This window comes from Sphingobacterium athyrii (genome assembly GCF_003071065.1).
GTDB classification, from domain to species: Bacteria; Bacteroidota; Bacteroidia; order Sphingobacteriales; family Sphingobacteriaceae; genus Sphingobacterium; species Sphingobacterium athyrii.
On the sequence record NZ_QCXX01000002.1, the window covers coordinates 843,172 to 866,830 of the forward strand.

25 protein-coding genes are annotated in these 23,659 nt (G+C 38.8%); 21 read left to right on the plus strand and 4 right to left on the minus strand.

The genetic code is table 11. From position 1 onward, the window contains the following. The first annotated feature begins 14 nt into the window (after positions 1 to 14). On the plus strand, positions 15 to 413 hold the full coding sequence (locus DCO56_RS10100; RefSeq protein ID WP_146191016.1) for a hypothetical protein: 399 nt from the start codon (positions 15 to 17) through the stop codon (positions 411 to 413). A gap of 127 nt (positions 414 to 540) precedes the next feature. After that, positions 541 to 1,212 carry a DKNYY domain-containing protein gene (locus tag DCO56_RS10105; RefSeq protein ID WP_219929355.1) on the plus strand — a complete coding sequence of 224 codons (672 nt, stop codon included), beginning with the start codon at positions 541 to 543 and terminating at the stop codon, positions 1,210 to 1,212. An 861-nt stretch (positions 1,213 to 2,073) separates the two neighbouring features. On the opposite strand, the gene DCO56_RS10110 is transcribed toward DCO56_RS10105, so the two are convergent. Continuing rightward, positions 2,074 to 3,396 (minus strand): aminotransferase class I/II-fold pyridoxal phosphate-dependent enzyme, encoded by a 1,323-nt coding sequence (locus DCO56_RS10110; RefSeq protein WP_181390512.1) that lies wholly within the window; start codon positions 3,394 to 3,396, stop codon positions 2,074 to 2,076. Positions 3,397 to 3,823: 427 nt separating this feature from the next. Here DCO56_RS10110 and DCO56_RS10115 point away from each other — a divergent pair, with 427 nt between their 5' ends. The 18 genes from DCO56_RS10115 (at position 3,824) to DCO56_RS29525 (ending at position 19,798) form a co-directional block, all read left to right on the plus strand. Next, entirely contained in the window at positions 3,824 to 4,726 is a 903-nt protein-coding gene (locus tag DCO56_RS10115; protein WP_108633608.1) for a helix-turn-helix domain-containing protein, read from the plus strand. Between the two features lie 28 nt (positions 4,727 to 4,754). Continuing rightward, positions 4,755 to 5,303: a hypothetical protein gene (locus tag DCO56_RS10120; RefSeq protein ID WP_108633609.1), complete on the plus strand. Its 549-nt coding sequence runs from the start codon at positions 4,755 to 4,757 to the stop codon at positions 5,301 to 5,303. Between the two features lie 541 nt (positions 5,304 to 5,844). Continuing rightward, a complete protein-coding gene (locus DCO56_RS10125; protein WP_108633610.1) occupies positions 5,845 to 6,849 on the plus strand; it encodes an LLM class flavin-dependent oxidoreductase in 1,005 nt (334 codons plus the stop codon). Positions 6,850 to 6,992: 143 nt separating this feature from the next. Next, on the plus strand, positions 6,993 to 7,286 hold the full coding sequence (locus DCO56_RS10130; RefSeq protein ID WP_108633611.1) for a thioredoxin family protein: 294 nt from the start codon (positions 6,993 to 6,995) through the stop codon (positions 7,284 to 7,286). 21 nt (positions 7,287 to 7,307) lie between these two features. After that, positions 7,308 to 7,940 (plus strand): FMN-dependent NADH-azoreductase, encoded by a 633-nt coding sequence (locus DCO56_RS10135; RefSeq protein WP_108633612.1) that lies wholly within the window; start codon positions 7,308 to 7,310, stop codon positions 7,938 to 7,940. A gap of 378 nt (positions 7,941 to 8,318) precedes the next feature. After that, positions 8,319 to 8,867, plus strand: coding sequence for an OsmC family protein (locus tag DCO56_RS10140; protein WP_108633613.1), 549 nt, complete (start codon positions 8,319 to 8,321; stop codon positions 8,865 to 8,867). 72 nt (positions 8,868 to 8,939) lie between these two features. Further along, positions 8,940 to 9,203 carry a thioredoxin family protein gene (locus DCO56_RS10145; protein ID WP_108633614.1) on the plus strand — a complete coding sequence of 88 codons (264 nt, stop codon included), beginning with the start codon at positions 8,940 to 8,942 and terminating at the stop codon, positions 9,201 to 9,203. Positions 9,204 to 9,256: 53 nt separating this feature from the next. After that, positions 9,257 to 9,955 carry a DsbA family oxidoreductase gene (locus DCO56_RS10150; protein WP_108633615.1) on the plus strand — a complete coding sequence of 233 codons (699 nt, stop codon included), beginning with the start codon at positions 9,257 to 9,259 and terminating at the stop codon, positions 9,953 to 9,955. Positions 9,956 to 10,003: 48 nt separating this feature from the next. Next, positions 10,004 to 10,393, plus strand: coding sequence for an OsmC family protein (locus tag DCO56_RS10155; protein WP_108633616.1), 390 nt, complete (start codon positions 10,004 to 10,006; stop codon positions 10,391 to 10,393). Positions 10,394 to 10,548: 155 nt separating this feature from the next. Further along, positions 10,549 to 10,935: an OsmC family protein gene (locus DCO56_RS10160; RefSeq protein ID WP_108633617.1), complete on the plus strand. Its 387-nt coding sequence runs from the start codon at positions 10,549 to 10,551 to the stop codon at positions 10,933 to 10,935. 82 nt (positions 10,936 to 11,017) lie between these two features. Next, complete coding sequence (locus DCO56_RS10165; RefSeq protein ID WP_108633618.1) at positions 11,018 to 11,773, plus strand: SDR family NAD(P)-dependent oxidoreductase; 756 nt, start codon at positions 11,018 to 11,020, stop codon at positions 11,771 to 11,773. A 127-nt stretch (positions 11,774 to 11,900) separates the two neighbouring features. Next, complete coding sequence (locus DCO56_RS10170) at positions 11,901 to 12,302, plus strand: hypothetical protein (RefSeq protein WP_108633619.1); 402 nt, start codon at positions 11,901 to 11,903, stop codon at positions 12,300 to 12,302. Between the two features lie 114 nt (positions 12,303 to 12,416). After that, positions 12,417 to 13,802 (plus strand): TolC family protein, encoded by a 1,386-nt coding sequence (locus DCO56_RS10175; protein WP_108633743.1) that lies wholly within the window; start codon positions 12,417 to 12,419, stop codon positions 13,800 to 13,802. 9 nt (positions 13,803 to 13,811) lie between these two features. Continuing rightward, the gene (locus DCO56_RS10180) at positions 13,812 to 16,982 is read left to right on the plus strand and encodes an efflux RND transporter permease subunit (RefSeq protein WP_108633620.1); all 3,171 of its coding nucleotides are present in this window, start codon (positions 13,812 to 13,814) and stop codon (positions 16,980 to 16,982) included. Positions 16,983 to 17,001: 19 nt separating this feature from the next. Next, complete coding sequence (locus DCO56_RS10185; RefSeq protein WP_108633621.1) at positions 17,002 to 18,108, plus strand: efflux RND transporter periplasmic adaptor subunit; 1,107 nt, start codon at positions 17,002 to 17,004, stop codon at positions 18,106 to 18,108. 19 nt (positions 18,109 to 18,127) lie between these two features. Next, the gene (locus DCO56_RS10190; RefSeq protein ID WP_108633744.1) at positions 18,128 to 18,691 is read left to right on the plus strand and encodes a TlpA family protein disulfide reductase; all 564 of its coding nucleotides are present in this window, start codon (positions 18,128 to 18,130) and stop codon (positions 18,689 to 18,691) included. A 32-nt stretch (positions 18,692 to 18,723) separates the two neighbouring features. After that, positions 18,724 to 19,350, plus strand: a complete 627-nt coding sequence (locus DCO56_RS10195) for a TlpA family protein disulfide reductase (protein WP_108633745.1) — start codon at positions 18,724 to 18,726, stop codon at positions 19,348 to 19,350. A gap of 73 nt (positions 19,351 to 19,423) precedes the next feature. Further along, positions 19,424 to 19,798 carry a hypothetical protein gene (locus DCO56_RS29525; protein WP_108633622.1) on the plus strand — a complete coding sequence of 125 codons (375 nt, stop codon included), beginning with the start codon at positions 19,424 to 19,426 and terminating at the stop codon, positions 19,796 to 19,798. Here the strand turns inward: DCO56_RS29525 and DCO56_RS10205 are convergent. Beyond that, complete coding sequence (locus tag DCO56_RS10205; RefSeq protein ID WP_108633623.1) at positions 19,741 to 20,307, minus strand: Crp/Fnr family transcriptional regulator; 567 nt, start codon at positions 20,305 to 20,307, stop codon at positions 19,741 to 19,743. The two genes, DCO56_RS29525 and DCO56_RS10205, sit on opposite strands and share 58 nt — an antisense overlap. 164 nt (positions 20,308 to 20,471) lie before the next feature. On the opposite strand from DCO56_RS10205, the gene DCO56_RS10210 reads away from it, so the two are divergent. Next, entirely contained in the window at positions 20,472 to 21,380 is a 909-nt protein-coding gene (locus DCO56_RS10210; protein WP_108633624.1) for a DUF6268 family outer membrane beta-barrel protein, read from the plus strand. Between the two features lie 19 nt (positions 21,381 to 21,399). Here DCO56_RS10210 and DCO56_RS10215 read toward each other — a convergent pair whose 3' ends face one another. Both DCO56_RS10215 and DCO56_RS10220 read right to left on the minus strand, forming a co-directional pair. Further along, on the minus strand, positions 21,400 to 22,782 hold the full coding sequence (locus DCO56_RS10215) for a pectate lyase family protein (protein ID WP_108633625.1): 1,383 nt from the start codon (positions 22,780 to 22,782) through the stop codon (positions 21,400 to 21,402). Between the two features lie 57 nt (positions 22,783 to 22,839). After that, positions 22,840 to 23,574, minus strand: coding sequence for a DUF6250 domain-containing protein (locus DCO56_RS10220; protein ID WP_108633626.1), 735 nt, complete (start codon positions 23,572 to 23,574; stop codon positions 22,840 to 22,842). Between the last annotated feature and the right edge of the window lie 85 nt (positions 23,575 to 23,659).

Here is a 23,659-nt window from a genome sequence, read left to right on the forward strand (position 1 = left end):
TTATCTCAATGATTATGGACAATGAAAACAAAGATGGTATAGCTCGAAACAATGGGAGATACAGTTTTACGATAAAGAAAAGCATTGTTATTGGTTTGGCTGTTGTAACTATACTAACCTGTGGTTGGCTTATCCTTAGTCTGGTGGATTCCTTGGATATTCCGTCCAATAAGAATGATCAGTTTGCAAGTGAGCAAAAGTGGCAGGTGGATCAACGGAGTGATCTTGATTCCTGCGAAAAACAAATGATCAAAAATCAGATAGATCTGAAACGTGTCAATGAAAGACAAATTTCGGGGAAGGCTTTTCAAACCCAACTATTCGCGCTTTTGATCATTGTATTGCAATTGATATTAATTGTTTTCGTGGTATTGATATACCGAAAGCCCTATTCTTCACGACAGATTTCCTAATATGCGATTATTGAAATTTATGTCTGTTGCGGCAATAATAATTGCCTGTATTTTTTGTCTTGTTTCGTTTTTGAAACCGATACGTTATTCTAATAGCTGCGGAGAGGATAATCTCTACAGATACCGTATGGGTATCTATCAGATACAAACAAATACTCTCAAAGAAAAGGAATTACAGAAACTTGGTGGGCTGTTGTCGTTTACAGGAATCCAAAATATTAGATGCCTCAATGAGCTTGAGAGACAGCGGTACAAAATGCTGGCACAAGCAATTGATAGCACAAATAGGAGCTTAAAATGGAGACTTGTGAAAGATGATCTGTGGATTAATAAAAAAGGAGACATCGGATTAAAAGAAGTGATCGTTATTGGAAGTGAGGGTTTTACTTTCGTTGATAGTTATCTTACAAGAATGGGATTTAATACGGAAGAACCATTGAATACAATTATTGATACCAGTACATTTCAAAAGCTAAACAGTGCATTTTATAAAGATAAAAAACATATTTATCGCCATTATGCAATGGCTTACGGGGGAAGCTTTTCTACTTTTGAAGAAGCTGACCATGCGACTTTTGTAGCTCTTAGTGATTGTTATGCGAAGGATAAAAATCATATCTACGAAAACCGTGAGGGGATTTTAAAAAATGTAGACTATAAAACCTTTAAAGTAAAAAGTACGGTGTCCGGTTGTTTTGCTAAAGATAAAAATGGCTATTTGTCTTGGAGTGATAGGATTACAGGGGATGGACTCAATGATGAATATGTAAAAAAGGCGATCAGCGAATTGGATAAATAATAAAAGTACTCCTTTCCTTTGGGTCAAATCTGGTTAAGGAGATTTATCGGCTGTTTTCACCCATTTATAAAATTCACTTGACAGGATCAAACATCCTGGTTTCAAAAAATAAAATATTATTGGTTGGAAGGGCAAATAGGGGGCAAATTGTAACAAAACAAACCAACTATATTAAAATCTCTTACAAAATTGATGTCTATGTAAGTTGTTGATTAGTATATTGTTGGTTTGTTTTTTTTGTATATTTACTTGCCGATACAAAACTTAGAGCTCATTTTAAACCATTGTTTATTAGTTTGTTATGATTTTCGAGGGACAAATAGGTCGCACGATAAATTTAACTGTAATAAACTGTGCCAAAGATAGTTATCTGATTGGATAATACCAAATCAATTTAAATAATGTTTCATTCAATTAGAATTTAAGGTTTTTCGTATTCGAACTCTTTTAAAACTATGTGTTAATTGGGATAAGAGCTATTTATAGTTATAGTAGGGTAAGTTATCTATTTACTTTTTTTGCTGAGAGTGCCTACAGGCTACAGCTGAGCACGAACCTTTACTTGCGAATGTTAATACTATTAGAAGAACCCCCAAAACCACTATATAAGTTTCTCTATCCATAAGTCCGGTGGTAATTATTAATAGCGCAAAAGTCAATTTTAACAGACCTGCGATTGTGAAATTTTTTAAAAAATTTAACATATTTCGTTGATACTTGTATTATATTATACCGAGGAATAAAATCTTCTAACAAGACTATAGAAATTGAGAAAGGCACCATGTATAATAATCCCCTTTACTTTTAAGTTCTTGCTTACAGTGTTCGTAGCTGTCCAAACTGTAAAAATTCAGCTGGTTTTTAAGATTTGGACAAACTGGAAAGATAATCAGCGATTCTTGCCATCGCTACCAATAATGATCCATCATCAAAGCAGGTATAGACAATTCTAAACATACCTTTTTTTGTATGACCGAATCCAATTCCTGGCGTTAATAAGACACCTGTATTTTTGTAAAGGTTTTCCCAAAATTCCATTTCACCTGTCAATGTTTCTGTTTTTAAAAATTTCGAAAAATCTGCCCATACAAATAAACTTCCGTAGGAAGGAACGAATGGAATGTTTAGTTTTTTTAACATCTCAACTACTACAATATATCCTTTGGTCAGGGCTTGCTGCTGTGCATCCAGGAAATTGCGCATAAACTTTTGATCTCCCAATACATTCTCCAATAACCATTGTGTATGATTTGAAACCATGTGTGGAAGGCTTAAATTATTAAAAGCGCTTAAGAAAGGTTGGTTAAGTGAGTATACCGTACCGACTCTCATTCCTGAAATGCCAATATCTTTAGAAAGGGCATACCATTGATGTAAATATGGGCTGTTCTTTTGATGAATTATAGATAGGAATGACGTAAATTGATGTTGGTGTGCATAATCAGTAACGATTGATGGGTGTTTTGTGTTAATGGTTACGAGTCCATAAATTTCATTGACGATAAAGTGAATTTTTCTTTCGATACACCAGTCGGCGATAGTTTCCAATTGTTCTGCGGTATATAATCCTCCGGTCGGATTATCCGGATTGGTAACTACCAGAAGTTTAAAATTTGAACCTTGGTATTCAATATCCTGTTTGGCTTTTTCCAGATGTTCAATCGACAGAATTGGTCCATGATGGATAGCATCACTATCATGATGCGTAATTAAATCATATCTTTCTACGCCTGCTTTATTCATGATGTCGCGGCTGTATACCGGATATGCAGGGGCTGGAAACACGGCAACATCCCCTTTATCAGCAAGAATGATAGCGGATAGTTCGATCACGGCGGTAGCTCCAGCAGCGACTCCTATATTTTCAGGATCTAAAGGGCGATTTGCTAAAAAATTACCCACAAACTCTGCTAATGCTGCTCGGAACGTTTCATGACCCCGTCCAGAAGTATAGCCTGAAACCCAGTGAGGAATTTTTTGTGTAGCGGATATATGCTGAAGTTTTTTACTTAGTATTGACCAATTGAGATTGTTATCCGCTACATTTAAAGGGAAAGTGCCATGTGGATTATCTACCGGATGATAAATGTTTTTAGATGCTTCAAAGTACAATTCAAAATCTGGTCTAACAACAGTGTTGTAAGCTCGATTGCCTCTTAAAGATATATAGGATAAATCTGACATGGGATGTTGTTGATATAAATTAAATATCCCAAAGTTAGGCTGTGGGTATCTTCGAAAGTATGGACAAAACTGAAAAAAAATGGTACTTATAGACAGCATTCGGGTTTGTTCCTGATCATTTACGGAAGTAAAGATTTAAAATTCTGTATACCTGATTTTTTGGAAATGAATTAAGTCATGCAGGGAGCTGCTTTTTGTATGATCTACAGGTCTGATTTGTCTGCGCTTTTATCTCACTAATTTTGGTGAAATATATAGTGTTCAATACATCTTCTGTATGAGTGCATAATTGCATATCATCATTTTGGACTTTAATTATTGTTATCTCATCTGCAACATGCTGTTTTGAGCTTCGGGAATGTGAGTGAATCTGAAATTACTTCTATATTTGCATAAATATTACGCTAATCATAATTTAAGAAATCATATGAAAAAGCAGAAAGAGGAAGCTATCTATGAGTATCATTTAAAGCCTGATGCTCCAAACAAAATGCAGTTTGAGGTCCAGTCTTTACAAGATGTGATCAAAGAGCATCAGGAAGATATGGCCAAACCTCATATCCACAGTTTTTATCAGGTTATCTGGTTCAAGTCAGGTAATGGAAAACATTTTGTTGATTTCAACGAATATGATGTATCGGAAAATACGATCTTCTTTATTGCTAAAAACCAGGTTCATGCTTTTGATCATAATCCAGATTACCAAGGATTTGTCATCCATTTCTCTGAGGATTTTTTGGTTCAAAAGGAAAACGATGTTGATTTTTTCCTCAAGTGCAGCATGTTCAATAATCCCTATCAGATTCCTTCATGCTGTGTAGGAAGTGGAAATGAGTACAAATTGGATGAGTATATTTCCCAGATGCAGACTGAGCTTAAAGAGCATGATAAATATGGTCAGGAAGAATTGCTCAGGCTTTATCTGAAAGCTTTTCTGATTCAGGTTCAGCGCCGTAAATATGAACTTGAACAACTTAATAAGGGACTTGCGCCTTTTATTGTGGATGAGAAACGTACCCAGTTGATCCATTTTGTCAATCTGATTGAAGAAAACTATACCAAAGGACTTCCTGCATCTCAATATGCCGAAATGCTTTTTGTTTCCCTAAGAACTTTATCAAATCTTACGCTGCAACTGCTCAATAAAAAACCATCAGAAATGATCCATGAAAGGATCGTATTGGAAGCAAAAAGACTATTGCTTCATTCAGAGCTCAATGTCAATCAGATTGCTGATAAAATAGGTTTTGAAGATCCATCTTATTTTATCAGATACTTTAAAAAATATACCGGTCAATCACCAACATCTTTCCGAAAATCCTTTCAATAGTTGTCCGGGCGGGAGATTCTATTACGATATGGATATTGTAAAACACATCAGCCAGCATACCCGGAACTTGATTGACGGACTGATGCATTCTTCCTTGGAGCAAAGAAAAAGTTTAGCCATAGCCCTATTGGGATTTTATAGTCAATTGCCCAACTTTAAGGAGACTCTGCATCAATACCTCCACATCAACATAAAAAAACGGCAGTTAATCTCCGACATCCGTAGTGGGCATCTTCAGAATTACGTAGATGCTATTGAAAAAAGTAATGCTGAGGCAGACGTGTATGCGGACAACTATGAAGAGCCGGAGCCAATCGAACTCTTGATCTTAGATGCATTTGCTGGTATCACTTCTGACTTGAAATTCTCAGCATCTTTAGTTCCACTTTTAGTTGGAATAATTGACACCTTGGACTATTATGAAAATTTTTCTGATCGTCCAGAGTTTTGGCACCAGTTATTAGAGAAAGAACTACAGTTTCAAAATGAAATCTTGATTCAGCTCCGCTCAGAGCAAAATTTTCACGCTTCGATCTATGAAAAAAGATATGAACATGTAAAGTTTACTCAACTATGATTTGAGTTCTGAATAGCTGGTACCTGGGGAATTTCAATTAAGTCCTCAAGTAATTTGATTTACCCCTGTTTCTGATCTACCTAACCCTAAATCTTTGATTATTTATTTCTGGACAATAATCTGTTAGGGGAGAAGAACGATCATCATCAGGAATCCTTCAATAGTCAAAATTCATCTATTATTAAGTCTTAGGTATTCGTTTTAAAAAAAGCAGTATTCCATATGCAACAAAAATTCGGCCACTCAGCTTGATTTTGTCCTCTTATTATCAGTTTATTACAAAGTTATCGCATGGGAATTTGAAAGTGTAATCCGATCAATAAGTACCACTTGTTTTCAGTTTTGTCCATTTTCTTGATGCTTTCCAGCCATTACCTTTGTAGTAGGAAATTTAAAAACAGATGGTACTGATCTTTGGGACTATATATGTTCTTCCTTACTTGTAGATTGATTGTCGATAAAAAACTAAAATTTAATCCCAGCAATTTCTAAGGCAAAGAAGTATTCAGTAGCTGTCATTCATATTTAAAAAAGGGGAATTATGATACCTATTTCATTATTAGAATTAGCGTTCATTTCTGAAGATAGCAATGCTCGTTCTACATTCGAAAAAACTAAAGAATTGGCCCAATTGGTCGATAATTTAGGATACAAACGTCTCTGGTTGGCTGAACACCATAATATGGTTCATGTCGCCAGTACTGCAACTTCAGTTTTGATTGGACATCTTGCTGGCCACACTCAAAATATACGAGTAGGCTCGGGAGGTATTATGTTACCTAACCATTCGCCTCTGATTGTTGCTGAGCAATTTGGAACCTTAGCTCAGCTTTATCCAGATCGGATTGATCTGGGTTTGGGAAGGGCACCTGGAAGCGACATCCAAACAGCTTTAGCTATTCAAAAAGATTTTTATGAGCAATCTCAACGGTTTCCTCAAAATGTGGAAGCATTAGAAATGTATTTTTCTCATAAGAATCCCTATGCCAAGGTGCGTGCTTTTATAGCCGAAGATACACATGTTCCGATCTGGATCTTAGGATCTAGTACAGAGAGTGCCGCTTTAGCAGCATCCAAGGGATTACCATATGCTTTTGCGGGTCATTTTGCTCCAAGACAAATGTTGGAGGCCTTTGCACTGTACCGTCAGAATTTTAAAGCTTCTGATGTTTTGAAACAGCCTTACACGATAGCAGCTGTGAATGCTACAGCTGCAGAAACGGATCAGCAAGCAGAAAAGTTATCGACCAGTCTGTATCAGATGTTTCAAAGTTTAGCACAAAATTCAGCGAAATTTTTACAACCTCCAGTGGACTCGTTAGCAGGGCTCCTGGACGGCATGTCTGAGCAGGTACGTTTACAAGTGGAGCAAATGACGGCCTGTTCTTTTGTTGGAAGTAAGGAGAAAATCCGTCATGACTTAAAGGCCTTTTTAGGGCAGACAGGTGTAGACGAATTGATGATTCATTCGCCTGTCTATGATCATAAGGAAAAATTGAAAAGTATGATGATCATGAAAGAGGTGATGGATGATTTAAATCGTTAAGATTCCCTTTTTCCGTAATCAGATAATGCCTGTTTAAGATCATATTTAATGACTCACATGATCATTATAATCAGAAAATATCCTGCATTTCCTTAATACAATACATTACAATACAACTGTTAATAATTTAAAAATATAAAACAATGGATTTAGCAAATAAAATAGAATCAGAACAATTGACCATGGTTAATTTTCATGCGACTTGGTGTCCTCCATGTGTGGCCATGAAGCCAAATTTAGATGAAGTGGTTGCGGAATTTGATGATCTTATTCATTATGAACGTGTGGATATCGATAAATATCCAGATTTAGCAACCCTATTTGAAATCAGAAGTGTACCGACTACGATGCTTTTCAAAAAAGGAGAAATGAAATGGAGACACTCCGGTGTTGTGCCCTCTCATGAGCTTGGTCAGTTGGTAAAGGAGAACCTTTAATTCTATAAACTTGAACTTAACATGAAAAGATTACTGCACATTATCAGTTCGCCGAGAAAGGAAAAATCTAAATCAGGAGCCATTGCTCAGGAATTTATGGAACACTATAAACTGTTGAATCCGGATGCTGTTATAGATGAACTGAATCTTTGGAACTTAAGTATTCCTACCTTTGACGGGGACAAAGCTGCGGCCAAGATGACTTTCTTCGGTGAAGGCACGTTAAATGAGGAATTAAAAAGTTCATGGGATAAAGTTGTGGAAGTAACGGAACGTTTTTCCTCAGCAGATGAATACCTGATCACGGTTCCGATGTGGAATGGCGGTATTCCATGGGTATTGAAGCACTATATCGATACCATCTCACAGCCGGGCCTGACTTTTGGCTTTGGAGCAGAAGGGTACTTTCCATTACTAAAAGATAAGAAGGCATGTGTTATTTATACCTCAGGCGTATATGGTGCAGGTGTACCGATTGAACTGGGATTAGATTTCCAGTCTACCTATTTAAACTGGTGGTTGGGGCTTGTTGGTATTACTGAAGTTCATTCGGTTAAATTTTTAGGAAATCTAGTGAATCCAGATGCTGATAAAGAGTTTTTAAATGCGCTTAAATCAGCTCACGGTATTGCAAAAGATTTTTTTTCAGAGTAGTTCATTGATGCTAACTTGAAGAGTTTAGCTCTTATAAAAGATTTTGTGAAGAAGTCAAGTGAGCTATTTATCCTTTTCTTATCTGAAACTAAATTACGTCATTCAAAACAGCAAAAGGCCTCATGATAAAAAGGAAGTCTCCCATAATTTGGGGAACTTCCTTTTTTGATAAGTGCAAGGTAACTAGTGATTTGATTTTTCAATCAAGTAGGTTCGGATGGTCCGACTTATCTTTTCGCCAATATATTTTAGAAAGGAAATTTGACTATCTAAAAGGGTGGAATCGAATCAATAAGTGCTATTTGTTTTCAGTTTTGTCCATTTTCTTGAAGCTGTCTAGCCAGTACCTTTGTAGTACAAAATTTAAAACAATTGGTTATGTTAAACAATGTAAATTTAGAAGCATTAGGAAATTATGTAGAAGTAATTTCTAACAAACCTACTGAAGCAATTGCAGCATTAGGTGTAACCGCAACCTGGAAAGGTGGTGTAAATACCGAAATTATCACTCACAGTAAAAAGATAGGAAGCGTTTCGGTTGAAAAACAATTCAAATATCAGATCGGGGAGCCCGCAGAATTGTTGGGAGACAACCTGAATCCGAATCCTCAGGATTATATTTTAGGCGGTTTAGCCGGATGTATGATGGTGGGTTTTGTGGTAGGGGCTACCAGTAAAGGAATCAAGCTTGACAGTGTTAACTTAACGATTGTAGGTAATCTTGATCTGCGTGGCTTTTTAGAAGTTGATCCGAATGTTTCGGTTGGATTTGAAGAACTTCAATTCAATTTTGAAGTTAGCGGTAGCGGAACCGAAGAAGACTACGCAGCTATTGCGGAACATGTTCGCAAAGTATCTCCGGGATACCGGACCATTGCAGAACCCGTAAAAATTAGTATCAATAAGAGCCTAAAGGCTGTGATCTAATTTCGTGTATGACAACAGCGATGTTTTGAAACGGAATATTGCTGTTGTTCACCATTTTTAAAGATCAAAAAAATGAATTTAGCTAATAAAATAGAATCTGACAGGCTGACCATGATCAATTTTCACGCCTCCTGGTGCGGTCCTTGTATCGCCATGAAGCCTCATCTTGATGAAACCGTTGCAAAATATGGAGTGGCCATTCACTATGAGCGGGTTGATATCGATCGGAATCCGGGGTTAGCAAAAATATTCGAGATTAGGGGAGTACCTACCAAGATGCTGTATAAAAGCGGTAAGATGAAATGGAGACATTCCGGTGTTCTGTCATCTCAGTAGCTTACTGAAATCGTCAATGAGAATCTCTAAATAACTTTTAAAATAACAAAGCAATGAAAATACAGGTATGGTCGGACATTATGTGTCCTTTTTGCTACATCGCTAAGAAAAATTTTGAGCAAGCGTTAGCAGATTCTTCCTTCAAAGATGAAGTAGAAGTGGAGTGGAAAAGTTTCCAGTTGGATCCTTCATTAAAAGAAAACTCTGGGAATATGAGTATCAGCGAGTATATGATGAATCGTAAAGGTTTTTCTAAAGCTAACCTTGATCAGTTCTTAAATCAATTAAAAGAAATGGGCAAAAATTCTGGAATAACTTTTAATTACGATCAGGTCATTGCTGCAGATACTTTTCCTGCCCATAAGCTATTGCATTTTGCAAAAGAAAATGGTCAAGCTGATGCCATGGAAGAGGCTTTGTTTAAAGCTCATTTTGTCGACGGAAAGAATATTGCCGATGTTGAGTTTTTGGTTTCCCTTGCTGATGAACTGGGTTTGGATCAATCAAAATCACGAAAAGTATTATCGGAAGATGATTACAATTATGAAGTAAAGCAGGATATTATGGAGGCACAGAATCTGGGTATAACAGGTGTACCTTATTACATTTTGGATGGTAAATATGCCGTTTCGGGAGCACAGCCTGTTGAACTTTTTGCAAAAGCCCTTGGACAGACCTATCAGGAAAGCATGGTTAAGCTGTCCCAAGAATCTGGAGACAATATGTGCGGAATTGATGGATGTAGCATCTAATTTCAACATATAAGTCATTTCGTATTCACAATTAAAAAATTAAATAAAATGTCACAAATAATAGCAACTACCTACGAAGGTAAATATCATTCAAGTACCAAATCACCGTTGAACGCTGATTCAGTTAAAGTCGATTTGAAATTTGGTCCTATTGATCTACTTATGGGTTCATATGCAAGCTGCATGCTTGGAACAGTAGATTTTTATGCAAGAAAAAAGGATTTTGAGGTCAATGGATCAAGAAGTGAGCTGTCTTATGACATGTCAGCAGAAGGCGGACAAGTTGGTGCAATCCATGTGAAGTTGTTCTTTGACAAATCCTATACGGCAGAACAAAAAGAAATCATCGAGCATTCGGCAAAAAACTTATGTCACGTAGGAAACAGTCTTAATCCTTCAATCGTAAAAAACTACGAGTTCTTTTACGAGGCAAAATAAAAAGAGTAAATCTTTTACTGATCTGAACTTTAGAAAAGATTTATTTACAACTGAATGATATGCGGTCACCAATAGAGATCGGAGCAGATATAGCGTAGGGGGTGTCCGCATCAACATTCTAAATCAATACAAATTAATAACAAAAATTTAACAACATGTCACAAGTAATAGCAAGTACCTACGAAGGTAAATATAACTCAAGTACAAAATCAACATCGAATGCTGATCCGATTAAAGTAGATCTGAAATTTGGTCCTATCGATCTTCTTATGGGGTCATATGCAAGCTGTATGTTAGCTACAGTTGATTTTTACGCCAGAAAAAAAGATTTTGAGGTAAACGGTTCAAGAAGTGAACTGTCTTATGAAATGTCAGCAGAAGGCGGACAAGTAGGAACCATCAACGTTAAGTTGTTCTTCGATAAAGACTATACAGCAGAACAAAAGGAATTGATTGAAAATTCAGCAAAGAATTTATGTCACGTTGGCAACAGTCTTAATCCTGCCATTGTAAAAAACTATGAATTTACTTACGGAGCTTAATCCGAAGGTAAGATCGCATAAATATTAATTTTAATTATTTCCAAGGCGGAAATAACATAACGAATATAAAAAATATAGAAAAATGGAACAAGCATTAATCGTAGGTGGTTCAACCGGAATAGGTAAATCCACGGCAGAATTATTAATCGGAAGAGGAGTTGAAGTGGCACTAGTAGGAAGAAGTGTTGAAAGCTTAAATAAAGCTAAAGCGGAATTGGAAGAAAAAGGTGGTATAGTCAAGATTTACTCGGTAGATCTTTCCGATATGGATGCTGTCGTTGATTTCAATAGTAACCTAAAAAATGAATTGCCAAATTTGAAGTATTTGGTTAATGGGGCAGGACATTATAATCCAATTTCATTTTTTGATCATACGGAGAAAGACTATGATAGCTTTCAGACGTATACCAAAGCTTTCTTTTTTATTACACAAGCAGCGGCTTTAATTATGAAAGAAAATAAAGGTGGATCTATTGTTAATATTGGTGCGGCACTGATGCATCATGCGCTTAAAGCAGGACCTGCATCAGCCTATATGGTTGGAAAAGCTGGATTGGTAGCACTTACGAAACAATTGGCTATTGAATTAGCTGAATTTAACATCCGTGTAAATTCTGTCAACCCAGGGTTTGTGGTGACACCAATCTTCAAGACATTTATGCCAGAAGATAAAATTGCTGAAAATCTATCTGCATTTGATGCATACCATCCATTAGGAGGTGTTGGTCAACCGGAAGATGTTGCTAAGACAATTGACTTTTTACTTTCAGACCAAACAAGCTGGGTTACCGGAGCAACTTGGACTGTTGACGGTGGATTACTAGCAGGACAAAATTAAATTTCAGTCCATTTCATCTGGACCATATAAAAGGCGGTTGTAAAATAAATGTACAACCGCCTTTTTTATCAACTAAATCAGACAATTTTTTGTGTACTTCAATAAATAGCAGTAAATTAGCAGATCAATGAACAGGATTTTGTCACATATTCCAAAATATTATCAACGGTACTTAATTGTATTTGCTGCGATCATCTTGGTCATGCTTACTTCCTGTCCTGTTAAAAGCAGTATTAAAACTTTAGTTGGCCTTCCGTCTAATACGGAACAAGGCTTACCTAAAGGAACTGTCGGGTATTCCGGAAACAGTTCTGAGAAATGTCTTACTAGTGAAACGGCAGAAATACGAATCTCAAACGATCTCTCACAAGATATTAATCATTTTTCGCCGGTAATTTTATTTACCGTTACTTTTCTTTTTCTTCTTGCTTATTTATTAGGCCGAGAAAAATCACATCCCCGCTACGGAAATTTAAAAATTTCAGGAAGTCTACCAATTTTTCTGCAATACCGTAAACTTATCCTATAATACCTTACTTATTTTCTTTTATACCTATTGAACCACTTGTTTCAACGGGGAAACTTCTATTATTTTTTTACAGTAATCGGTCGCTTGGCGACCTATCATAAACTTATAAATAGTATGATAAAATATCATATAGTAATCACATGCATGTGCTTTACTATTGCTGCTGTGTTACCCGTATACGGGCAGCAGCAAAAAGAAAATTCCTTAGGTACTTTATGGTCCAGGGTAGCAGGATATTATCCTGGTATCGGCGCTAAACAATCTGCTGTAGACGCGTCAAAACTTCATGAGCAAGCTGTTAAAAGCGAAATGCTTCCGCAATTGAAGGCACAGATGCAAAATTCGTATGGCACTTATGAAGGTAGTTCTGGAGCCTTTTTTCCACAACCAGGCTTTTTTAACGTCAGTGGTTCAGGGAGTCCCATAGCAGGAAGTACTACTGCTGCCAATAGTTTTGCTTCCACCACTATCGAGTGGGAAATCTTTTCGTTCGGAAAGCGACAAAAAGATAATGAAGCGGCCAAAAGCCTAACCCATAAAACAGTGAGTGAAAAAGATGCCTATCTTCTTCAACTCAAAAAAATATTATCTGAACGATACATCAATTTGCTTTATAATGATGCTAAATTAAATCTCTCGCAACGAAATACAGAACGTCTCGACAGCATCCGCAGGATCACCACAGGTCTTTCTGCTGCCGGTCTTAGGCCTGCTGCAGACAGTCTGCTTGCATCATCATCATATGTGCAAGCAATGGGCGAGTATGACAAATGGAATGGTGTTAAAAGTGCTTCCTTTATTAAACTATTGGAATTGTATGGAGGGGATTCGGTAGATTTTTCGGCTTCAGCCATTCGTTTTATTGATCCCGTGGGAAATCAACAAAATAATGAAAGTGTCATTCAAACATCGCATCCCATACTTGCGGCCTTAGATCGACAATCGGAATATTATACCCTGAGCGGTGAAGCACAAAAGAGAGCATCACTACCTTCTTTAAACATTCTGGGAGGATATGCCTACAGAGGTACAGGGATTCATCCCAATGGTACAGTTTCCGGGAACTGGAAAGATGGATTTAGCAACACAACCAATAATTTCCTTGTAGGGGTTGGTATAACCTGGAATTTGACCAGTATGCGAACCAACCATTATAAAGGAGAAGAGCTTTTTAAAGAAGCCGAAGGAGCCAAAATGCTTCATTCTCAATATGAAAAGGCAATGCAGGCTAATCTTTCCGCTGCGCAGACCGAAATTTTGTATCAGTTTGAGCAGCTTCAAAAGACGAAACTGGCCGTAAGGCAGTCTCAGGATGCCTATGGCATGTACCTGGCAAGATATAAGAGCGGTCTGATCACGCTTAGCGAATTGTTGCAGGTCAGGACTATATTGGAACAGTCCGAGAATATCCATGTAGAGGCTTCACGCGATTATTGGCTGCTTCTAGCTTCAGAAGCAGCGTTAACTGCTGATTTCGAATTTCTCTTTAACAACCTTTAATTCTTACGTATGAATTTAATCAGATTTGCTTTAAGGAAACCTATAGCCATTATGGTGATGGTATTGGCTATTACCTTTTTTTCTTATAGCGCCATAAAAAAAATAAATGTAGATATCTTTCCGGAGGTTGAATTACCTGCGATGTATATCGCCATGCCGTATGGTGGGCTTTCTCCTTCATATATGGATGGTTTTATGGCCAATGAGTTTCAAAAAGTACTACTTTTTGTCGGTGGGGTCAAAAATATTGATTTTAAAAGTGTTCAGGGACTTACCCTGATGAAGCTGACCTTTTATCCGGGGACGAATATGTCGCAGGCAGCAGGAGAGGTCTCCACATCTGTTTCAAGAGCTATGGGGTTCTTACCGCCGGGAGCAGTTCCACCCATAGTTGTTCGTTTCGATGGTAGTTCGTTACCCGTTGGACAGCTGGTATTTGAAAGTGACAAAAGATCGGTCAACGAAATACAGACGCTGGTGCTGACGAAAATCAGACCCATGTTTGTCGAGATAGCGGGCATCACTGCTCCCGCTCCTTTCGGTGGAAATGTCAGATCCATTGTTGTCAATGTAGACCCCGAAGCAATGCAGTCCAATGGTCTAAGTGCAGAAGATATCACCATGGCAATTACCAGGAACAGTCTGCCGTCTGCAGCCGGAAATATTCGTATTGGAGAACAAAACTTGATGGCTCCTATCAATTCGATTGCCAAGAGTCCGGAGGAATTCCTGAATACACCGGTTAAAACAAATGAGGGTCGAACCGTTTATGTACGGGATGTTGCCCATGTCACTGATGGCGCGGATCAGACCGTTGGATATGCCCTGATCAACGGGAAGCGTTCTGTTTATCTACCCATTATCAAGAAAGCAGATGCTTCGACGCTGGATGCCGTTCAGAACCTGAAAAATTCGTTACCGCTGTTGAAAAACCAATTGCCGGAGGATGTAAATATCCGTTACGAGTTTGACCAATCTACTTACATTGAACGATCACTATCCAATCTGATCCACGAGGGGATTTTGGGTGCCGTTTTTACAGGACTGATTATCCTGCTTTTTTTGGGTGATACCCGTGGAGCACTGATCGTTGTGATGACGATCCCGATTGCTGTTCTATCGGCAGTTTTGGTGCTCTATCTGATGGGGCAAACGATTAATATTATGACGTTGAGCGGTTTAGCGCTGTCCATTGGAATTCTTGTCGACGAAGCTACCGTAACCATTGAGAATATCCATCAACATATGGAAATGCGAAAAACCAAGCAGCGGGCTATCGTTGATGCGCTGTTGGAAATCTCTACGCCCAAGTTATTGATTTTGCTCTGTATCCTGGCTGTACTGACACCAGCCTTTATTATGACAGGGATTCCAAAAGATATGTTCATGCCACTATCAATGGCTGTTGCCTTTGCGATGATCGCTTCTTTTATAGCTTCGCAAACTTTCGTTCCTATATTGGCCAATTGGATGATGAAGAACAAGCATAATGTAGTTGCTAACACGCTGCGAAAGCGTGCGTTCTTTGAAAAATTTAGGGTGAATTATTCGTATCGGATGCGTAAATGGTCTACCAAATCATTGCTGTTATTTATCGGCTATGTGGTTGTGACAGGTGGAATCTCAGCCTTGCTAGTAAAGACTGTCGGAACCGATGTGATGCCCGTGTCCAACAGTGGCGATTTTCAGCTCCGAATACAGGCTCCGCAGGGAAGCCGATTGGAAGAGACAGAACGTCTTGTGCGCGATATTACGGATGAAATAAAAGCTCAGATTCCGGAAGATGGAATCAATATTACATCCGCCTTTGTCGGAATGCATCCTGCAGGTTCTCCGATTAATCCCATTTTTCTATTTACAAATGCCTCGCATGAAGCCGTACTTCAGGTATCGGTCAATCAATCTGTTTATAGTGGATCGATGGAAGAGCTGAAGGAGAAAATTAGAAAAGTAATTATCCAAAAACACCCTGATTCCAAATTTAATTTTGAGCCGACAGAACTGACCGAAAAAATTATGGGTCAGGGAGCGATGACACCGATCGAAATAAAAGTAGGTGCCGGTCAGGTAAAGGGTGCATTTGCCCATGCATCGAAGATTGAAAGCAATCTGCAAAAAGTACCTTATTTGCGAGATGTACGTATTCTTGAACCCGTTTTTTATCCAACATTAGAGATTGAAGTCAATCGTGATCTTGCTGGTCAGTTTGGTCTAACCATGCAGGATATTACGCGGAGTGTGGTTACAGCGACCTCCTCCACACGTTTTACGGATAAAAACCTTTGGGTTGATCCCAAGTCAGGATTAGTATTTCAGGTTCAGGTGCAGATCCCCGAAGGAATTATGTCCTCAGAGGAAAAATTGAAATCATTGCCACTGAAAAATGGAAGCATGCGTCCAATACTGGACGATGTTGCTACCATCCGTAGGGTAACATCACCAGCACAGGTAAACCGAAAGGGGCCCAATCGATACGTGACGGTTGTCGCTAATATTTATGGTAAAGATTTGGGTACGGCCTCAGCTGCGGTTAAAAAAGCCATTCAAGATGCCGGTGAACCCCCACGTGGAACTACGGTTTGGACAGAGGGAACTTTACAGTTGTTAGATGATACATTAGGAAGTTTATTAGCAGGTTTAGGAGTTGCTGTCATCGCCATCTTCCTGATGCTTGCCGCATTCTATCAATCGTTTAAGGTACCATTGATTATCCTTGCTGTGTTGCCCGCAGTTATTGCCGGAAGTCTGATCATTTTATTTCTGACGGGAAGTACACTAAATCTCCAGTCTTATATGGGAATGATTATGTCGATAGGCGTGTCGGTATCGAATGCGGTTCTGCTGGTGAACCAAGCGGAATATTACCGAAAACAACTGGGACTAAAACCTTCGAATGCAGCACGACTTGCTGCTTCGTCTCGATTGCGGCCGGTATTGATGACCGCTGTTGCCATGCTTGCCGGTATGTTGCCTATGGCAATGGGTATAGGCGATGGGGCAGAGCAAGTTGCTCCATTGGGCAGAGCAGTTATTGGCGGACTGATCGCATCCACGGCAACCATTTTACTACTGCTTCCGCATTTCTTTTCGTCGTTAATGTCCAGAACAGCTATTGTTAGCCCTTCGCTGGATCCTGATGACAAGGAAAGCAGGTATTATTTAGAGCAGACCCAATCTTAAACATAAAAAATAGAATCAGATGTATCATAGAATTTTAAGAAATAAAATAGCACAGGTGACCACCTTAATCGGGTGCTTGCTGATCTTACTGCTGGTTTCCTGCTCAGAGAAAGGAAATCAAAAAAAACAAAGTACGAATAAAGAAGCAAAGGCTACTTCATACCCCTGGGTTGCTATCAAAATGATGAATCCCGAGTATGAGCTATCAGTACCAGCTGAACTGAAACCCTATGAACAGGTTGTTGTTCATGCACGGGTTGAGGGTTTTGTTAAGCAGTTATATGTAGACCTTGGAGATCATGTTCGTAAAGGTCAGCTATTAGCTGTACTGGAAGCTCCAGAAATGAATCAAAAGTATTTATCTGATAAATCCACGGAACAAAAGATCTTCAGTGATTATCAGTATGCAAAACAGGCCTATGACCGCTTGGCAGATGCAGCTAAGACAACCGGTGCAGTAGCTGCCATTGAAATAGACCGGGCAAAAAGTGTGATGGAAAGCGCAAAATCAGCTTATCAAGCTTCGAAAGCCGGTACGGCACAGTCTTCACAATTGAACCAATATCTGCGGATAACAGCACCGTTTGATGGTGTGATTACAGCACGTAATATCTCTGTTGGGGCCTTGGTGGGTTCAGGGTCTGATAAACCTTTGTTTATGATGGCACAGGGCAATAAGCTCCGTTTGACCTTATCCTTACCTGAAAAGCATGCATCATCTATCAATAAGAAGGCAGAAGCCGAATTTACGGTTAGTTCACAGCCTGGGAAGACGTTCACGGCGCATCTTTCCCGCACATCAGGACTGCTGGATCAACAGGATCGTTCGTTAAAGTTGGAATTTGATGTCAATAATTCTTCAGGGGAACTGCAGGGAGGTGACTATGCGCAGGTTAAACTGAAGTTACAACGGAAAAATCCCTCGTACTGGGTACCTGCTCAAAGTATTTTAAATACACAGTCCGGTATCTATGTAATGACTTTTAACGATAAGATTGTAAAAAGAATCAGTATAAAAGAAGGTATTCAGCTGGACGGTCTGGTAGAAGTTTTTGGCAACCTTTCTGTAGATGATCACATCATAACTAAGCCGTCTGAGGAGATTCAAGAGGGAAAAATTAACTAAATCATTAAAAGATATGAAAATGCAAAGAAATATAAGAGCAAAAATTGTATTCACCTTTGTGATGGTGGTATGCTTTAGTTTTGCGGCATGCAGTCAGCAAGAAAAAGAAAAACAATCAGTAAACGCCGTTGAAGGGGAACAAGTAAGGGAGGACAACACATCGGCTTCTGGACCGGATGTCACTTTCACGAATGAAAATGGTGATGCAGTGTCATTACAGTCCCTGAAAGGAAAGGTTGTTTTTATTAATTTTTGGGCTACCTGGTGTCCGCCTTGTATACATGAAATGCCTTCTATTAATAAGCTTAAAAAAGATTATGAGGGCAACAGCAATATCATATTTTTGATGGTAGATGTAGACGGAAAAATGGAGAAGTCAAAAGCATTTATGAAAAAGAATAATTACGACTTACAAGTATATATCCCTAAGAGCAGTATTCCAACCGAATTTTTGGGCAGAGCAATTCCTACAACAGTGATACTAGACAAGGAAGGGCAAATGATCAGCAGGATCGAAGGAGGAAGGGATTACAGCAGTCCCGAAATTGCTCAAGCGCTCAATGAATTGATCGAAAGTAACTAGGAAAGAATCCCTAATTTTTAAATATGAAGTATATGGCAGATAACAAAGATCTTCGAAAAGAAAAGCGACACACAAATATCCTTTGGGAAAGCATCAAAAAGAACGGTTTCACTGTTTTTATGGGCATTCTCCTAGTCACCTTATTTGTTAGCCCTGATGCGAAATCATGGATGCTTCAACAATTGATGAAGACTGGAATTTTCAATGCCAGTTTGGAAAAGAAAGAAGCTGCTGCGATAGCAGAGTCGACTGCTGACTTTGAGTTCAAAGATCAGCATGGGCTTGTGCAGCATGCATCCTCCCTACGCGGAAAAGTGGTATTTATTAATTTTTGGGCTTCCTGGTGTCCACCTTGCAGGGCGGAATTTCCCTCCATTGAGTTCCTGTATTCCAAATTTAAAGACCATCCACAGGTTTTCTTTTTGACCATTAATGAAGATGACGATATCGCTGCGGCAAATGCCTATCTCAAAAAAGAAAAGTTTTCGATACCGTTTTTCAAAGCAACAGGTCCTATTCCCCATGTTATCTACAATGGGGCTTTGCCTACAACAGTTGTACTGGATAAGAACGGTAAGATTAGGTTCCATCACGAAGGTTTTGCAGATTACAGTTCGGATACATTTGTAAAACAACTGGAAGAATTGATAAAGGAGTAGCTTGTAACATGAAATTTGTCAGTTGGTTAACTGTTAATTCCTTAACTTTCAATTGACATGGTTTATTGAGGTTATGGATACGATACCAGCTGGAGATTATTATTTCGCAGCACTTATTACGATGCTCTTAAGTGATGGAGATCCACAGCAAGCTTTAGATTTTGCAAGCGTAGAGGGTGCTATTGAGGCAAACAACCCTGGAGCCAATCCTAAAATAAAACCTGCTGCGATAGCCGAATTTTTAACAAAAGATGCTTCAATAATCATAATTAATAAAAAAGACTGCCTAAAGCAGTCTTTTTTATTAATTATCCTTGAATTATTTCTATTTGATAGGAGGTTGTATATGTTTGCACATATCCGATGTCAGGGTGATCTGGCAAATAGACATTACCGCGCTTTTCTTGATCTGATACGACTTAGAGTCTCTTTTGTAATACCTAAATAGTTGGCCAGAAGATGTTGTGGTAACTTCAGAACGCTCTCTGGCATGGTATTCATAAGATCCTCGTAGCGTTTCTGTGGAGAATGATACATGAGAGATATGAGTCTTTCATGATGCCTACAGAATTCAGTTTCAGCAATTGTTCTGCCGATCTTCTGATAAACCATATCCTGATCGAACAATGCCAGTACTCTTTCGGTTGGAAGGCAGGCCACCCGGGAAGACTGGTTGGCAATAATTTCAAAAGATGCTGGTTTGGATTGTAAAATACCATAGTAATCTGATATAAATTCATTTTCTACGGAGAAATCAAATGTTCTATCGTTGTCATCCATATCAATGATATATCTAAAGCTGCCCTGAATTACAAAACCGATAACGCTGCAGGGATCTCCTTTCAAAAGAAATTTTTCATTCTTTTTATAATTGCGGATCTCAACGAGTTCCGCAATTTCATCTCGGTGTCTTTGATTCAGGGAGATCATGCTTTCAAGGACATTAAAAAGTTCCATAGCGTGTTTATTTCTTTAATTATTGATTACGATCAACGTTTGGTGCAGATTAAATTATCCAAATTTGCACCGCTAGATCAGTATTGCCCATTCAGCAATACTAAAAAGGGCCTTTGGGCAGATTGATAGCGCAAAAATAAACGATTTTAAGTATAGTCAAATCTATGAGCGAGAAAATAAGATGCATTCCGAAACTACGAAGGAGTAAAATATTGCTTTTGCTCATCATAGTCCCACTTTATGTCGATGCTCAGGAATCAGAGTTTTTCTCCTCAACTTATTCCAGTGTAGCAAGATCAAAACTCGAGCATGGTGATCAACTGGGTGTTGGAGTTGTTGATATTAACTTGATAACGCCGACGATCAAAATGGGTGAACACACCAAGCTAAATAATATGTTTGCCTATAGATCTCTGAATTATAATCAGGAATCACGCAGTGAAAAAGGTCTCCATTTTCCAGGTAATCTTAGTGATATTCAATATGCTTTACTGATCAGACAAAAGCTAAACGATCGCTGGAATCTTGTTGTTGTCCCTCAACTTATTGTCCGGTCTGATTTTAAGAGCAGTTTTGGAAGTCGCGATTTTTTTCCAGCGCTGGCTGCGGTGGCTATGCATCAATCGGGAAAACATGAAGGCTTGCAATGGGGATATGGTGCTTCTTACAGCAGAGATTTTACGAAAAATACATTTACACCGCTTTTTGCAGTTACTTATTCCTCTCCCGACTATCGAATCGACATGATGCTTCCCATTAAAGCCCAATTTGTCATGACGCCCAGTAAGTCCTGGGAATATGGGATTGATGCCAATTTTGAAACAGGCATTTACAATATAGGTACAAAAAATGATGTTGGTGCTCACAATGCAAGGGTGATCAATATACCGGTTGGTTTGACTGCAGCTGCAAAAATATCGGGCATGTTTTGGGTCAAAGCAAAAGTAGGCATGCAATTTATGAGGGAGTATGATTTTCTAGATAGCAGTTATCAGGTCCTGAAAGGTCAGGGAGGCAGTATGGAATCGTCAGCATATGCCTCTATCGGGATAAGTTTGCGACTGAAGGAATAGCTTCGAACTTGCTACAAGCTTACCTGGTGTTGGACAACAATTCATTGAGGTATACCTCCAGCATGGTGTAGCCCGTTGCAGCGTAATGATTTCGGTCATCTGGCTCATTTGGATCAAGGCTATTTTTCTTTTCCCATTCATCAGGCATGCCATCCTGATCGGTGTCTAGCGGTGGAGGGAGTGTTGTGAGTAGGGGAAGACCTTTTACATCATTTGGAGAATCAATCAAACCTTTTTTACCATATGTATAGGTGCCTGTCAGTACCTCTTGAGCAATTCTCTGATCAATGGCATCTCTAGAAAAAGAAGCTCCTGCACTGGCAACAACTAATGGATATGCATTTAAAGCCGTTTGTTGTGTTATCATTGGAGCAGGGAAAGCTGGAGATTTCGCCCTGTTTTTTACTTCCGATGCACCATTTACAAAGTCAATGCCACCTGCCCAATTATCCTTGGTCACATCTGGCGAGCCAACAACAAAATTCCCTTCGGCATAGAGTGCGGTTTCATATACTTTGGAATCCTTTGGTGAATTATTTTTGACATCAGCTATTTCTGCATCGCTTAATTGAAAAATCCGTTGCGTGACCTTTTGTTCTGTTGCAGGTCCAGGCTTATAATAATTGTTGACCCAATTCATATAGGATGCTGTTCCATCATAACAGTTGTTAAATCCCCAGTTGTAGATGACATTATTTCTAAAGTCCACCTCACAATGTCTGCGACCCGTTACTTTTGGACTTCGGGAACTGTGATGGGCATATAAATTGTGGTGAAAAGATTGACGTGTAGCACCAATGATTCCACCATAACCGTGAGAACCCTTTTTATGGAGGGAATTTTGAAGACTCTCCGAGATCATGCACCATTGAACCGTCAACAAATCTACGTGATCACTCTGACAGGATAAGGTCTCATCTATAGACCAACTTGCCGATACATGATCCAATATGATATTTTTGCCGCCAATGATACTGATTGCATCTGCCTGCTGACCGCTTTTATCTCCGAATCGTACGCGGATGTAACGAATGATAACATCGTCAGCCTTTATATAAAGTGAATTGCCTGCCAGGGTGATTCCACCACCTGGCGCTGTTTGGCCTGCAATGGTAAGATTAGAAGCATTAACAACGAGTTTTTTGGATAATAGGATATTACCTGAAATGTCGAAGACAATGGTTCTTGGACCTCTAGCCGTTTCCAGACCATACCGCAGGGAGCCAGAACCATCATCATGGAGATTGGCTACATGATAAACATCTCCCAGTCTTCCTCCTGTGGCAAAACGACCATATCCTTCGGCACCGGGAAAGGCAGGTAGCTGGGCATTTGCAAAAAAAGAAAGACAGCATAATAGGATGATCAAATAAGTTTGGGTGGCTATGGAGGTTTTTATCATTTCAGAATGTATAAGGGGTAATGGAAATGCGGATTACAGGTATATCAATCATTCAGATCACGGTCTTAACACACGAAAATTACTTATTTCATGCCTAGCGTGTGTTGATCTGAATCCGAAATAACCTTTTGTTAAAAGTTCTGGATCTGCAAAAGAGAAATACAGGACTCCATCTACTAAAAAACGGGTCATGCCGTTCGCGACTTCTATTATGATATGGTAGTTATGGTTGGGCTTGAGTAGATGAGATTTATCGGTATATTCATGTAATAATTTACGTTCACCGTTTCCCTGATATTTTCTGAATCTTGTCGTGGTATTTTTATTTCCACCCATACCAATATAATAAAGACTTAATGAATCGTATTCAGAGAACTTTCCTCTCCGTGTGAACAGATCTTCATTTCTAGGATCAGTAGCCATCCAAAACTGATTCAGATCTGAGAGTCTGTCATTTATGCCATCGGCAATGACTACTTTCCAATCATACTCAATTCTAACGGGACCTGTAAGCTCATGCCTAAACCAAACAGTAACACCATAAGGTGCATTGATAACGAGTTTTTGATTTTCAGTAATTACCTTTGCTTGATTTCCCGGAAGCATTTCGACTTTCCAGTTCAGTGTATCTAATGGTTTATCAAAACTATCTTGGTAAAGTATAGTTTGTTGCGCATTGCAAAGAAACGAGGTAAGGAGCAATAAAACTATTGATAAAGGGTAAGTAGAGAACTTAAACAAGCCGGAGGGAAATGTCGTTTTATTTCTGTGTGTACCGTTTAAGTGAACCATAGTGAAAGTTATATAAAGCAATTTACAAAATTTATAAATTGATCTGTTTACATAAATATAGTAAAAGCTAAAATAAATTGCTATT

Bases quoted from the DNA above. Each gene is read 5' to 3' on its own strand.
- DCO56_RS10100 (WP_146191016.1), top strand. From the start codon at position 15: ATGGACAATGAAAACAAAGATGGTATAGCTCGAAACAATGGGAGATAC.
- DCO56_RS10105 (WP_219929355.1), top strand. From the start codon at position 541: ATGGGTATCTATCAGATACAAACAAATACTCTCAAAGAAAAGGAATTA.
- DCO56_RS10110 (WP_181390512.1), bottom strand. From the start codon at position 3,396: ATGTCAGATTTATCCTATATATCTTTAAGAGGCAATCGAGCTTACAAC.
- DCO56_RS10115 (WP_108633608.1), top strand. From the start codon at position 3,824: ATGAAAAAGCAGAAAGAGGAAGCTATCTATGAGTATCATTTAAAGCCT.
- DCO56_RS10120 (WP_108633609.1), top strand. From the start codon at position 4,755: ATGGATATTGTAAAACACATCAGCCAGCATACCCGGAACTTGATTGAC.
- DCO56_RS10125 (WP_108633610.1), top strand. From the start codon at position 5,845: ATGATACCTATTTCATTATTAGAATTAGCGTTCATTTCTGAAGATAGC.
- DCO56_RS10130 (WP_108633611.1), top strand. From the start codon at position 6,993: ATGGATTTAGCAAATAAAATAGAATCAGAACAATTGACCATGGTTAAT.
- DCO56_RS10135 (WP_108633612.1), top strand. From the start codon at position 7,308: ATGAAAAGATTACTGCACATTATCAGTTCGCCGAGAAAGGAAAAATCT.
- DCO56_RS10140 (WP_108633613.1), top strand. From the start codon at position 8,319: ATGTTAAACAATGTAAATTTAGAAGCATTAGGAAATTATGTAGAAGTA.
- DCO56_RS10145 (WP_108633614.1), top strand. From the start codon at position 8,940: ATGAATTTAGCTAATAAAATAGAATCTGACAGGCTGACCATGATCAAT.
- DCO56_RS10150 (WP_108633615.1), top strand. From the start codon at position 9,257: ATGAAAATACAGGTATGGTCGGACATTATGTGTCCTTTTTGCTACATC.
- DCO56_RS10155 (WP_108633616.1), top strand. From the start codon at position 10,004: ATGTCACAAATAATAGCAACTACCTACGAAGGTAAATATCATTCAAGT.
- DCO56_RS10160 (WP_108633617.1), top strand. From the start codon at position 10,549: ATGTCACAAGTAATAGCAAGTACCTACGAAGGTAAATATAACTCAAGT.
- DCO56_RS10165 (WP_108633618.1), top strand. From the start codon at position 11,018: ATGGAACAAGCATTAATCGTAGGTGGTTCAACCGGAATAGGTAAATCC.
- DCO56_RS10170 (WP_108633619.1), top strand. From the start codon at position 11,901: ATGAACAGGATTTTGTCACATATTCCAAAATATTATCAACGGTACTTA.
- DCO56_RS10175 (WP_108633743.1), top strand. From the start codon at position 12,417: ATGATAAAATATCATATAGTAATCACATGCATGTGCTTTACTATTGCT.
- DCO56_RS10180 (WP_108633620.1), top strand. From the start codon at position 13,812: ATGAATTTAATCAGATTTGCTTTAAGGAAACCTATAGCCATTATGGTG.
- DCO56_RS10185 (WP_108633621.1), top strand. From the start codon at position 17,002: ATGTATCATAGAATTTTAAGAAATAAAATAGCACAGGTGACCACCTTA.
- DCO56_RS10190 (WP_108633744.1), top strand. From the start codon at position 18,128: ATGCAAAGAAATATAAGAGCAAAAATTGTATTCACCTTTGTGATGGTG.
- DCO56_RS10195 (WP_108633745.1), top strand. From the start codon at position 18,724: ATGGCAGATAACAAAGATCTTCGAAAAGAAAAGCGACACACAAATATC.
- DCO56_RS29525 (WP_108633622.1), top strand. From the start codon at position 19,424: ATGGATACGATACCAGCTGGAGATTATTATTTCGCAGCACTTATTACG.
- DCO56_RS10205 (WP_108633623.1), bottom strand. From the start codon at position 20,307: ATGGAACTTTTTAATGTCCTTGAAAGCATGATCTCCCTGAATCAAAGA.
- DCO56_RS10210 (WP_108633624.1), top strand. From the start codon at position 20,472: ATGAGCGAGAAAATAAGATGCATTCCGAAACTACGAAGGAGTAAAATA.
- DCO56_RS10215 (WP_108633625.1), bottom strand. From the start codon at position 22,782: ATGATAAAAACCTCCATAGCCACCCAAACTTATTTGATCATCCTATTA.
- DCO56_RS10220 (WP_108633626.1), bottom strand. From the start codon at position 23,574: ATGGTTCACTTAAACGGTACACACAGAAATAAAACGACATTTCCCTCC.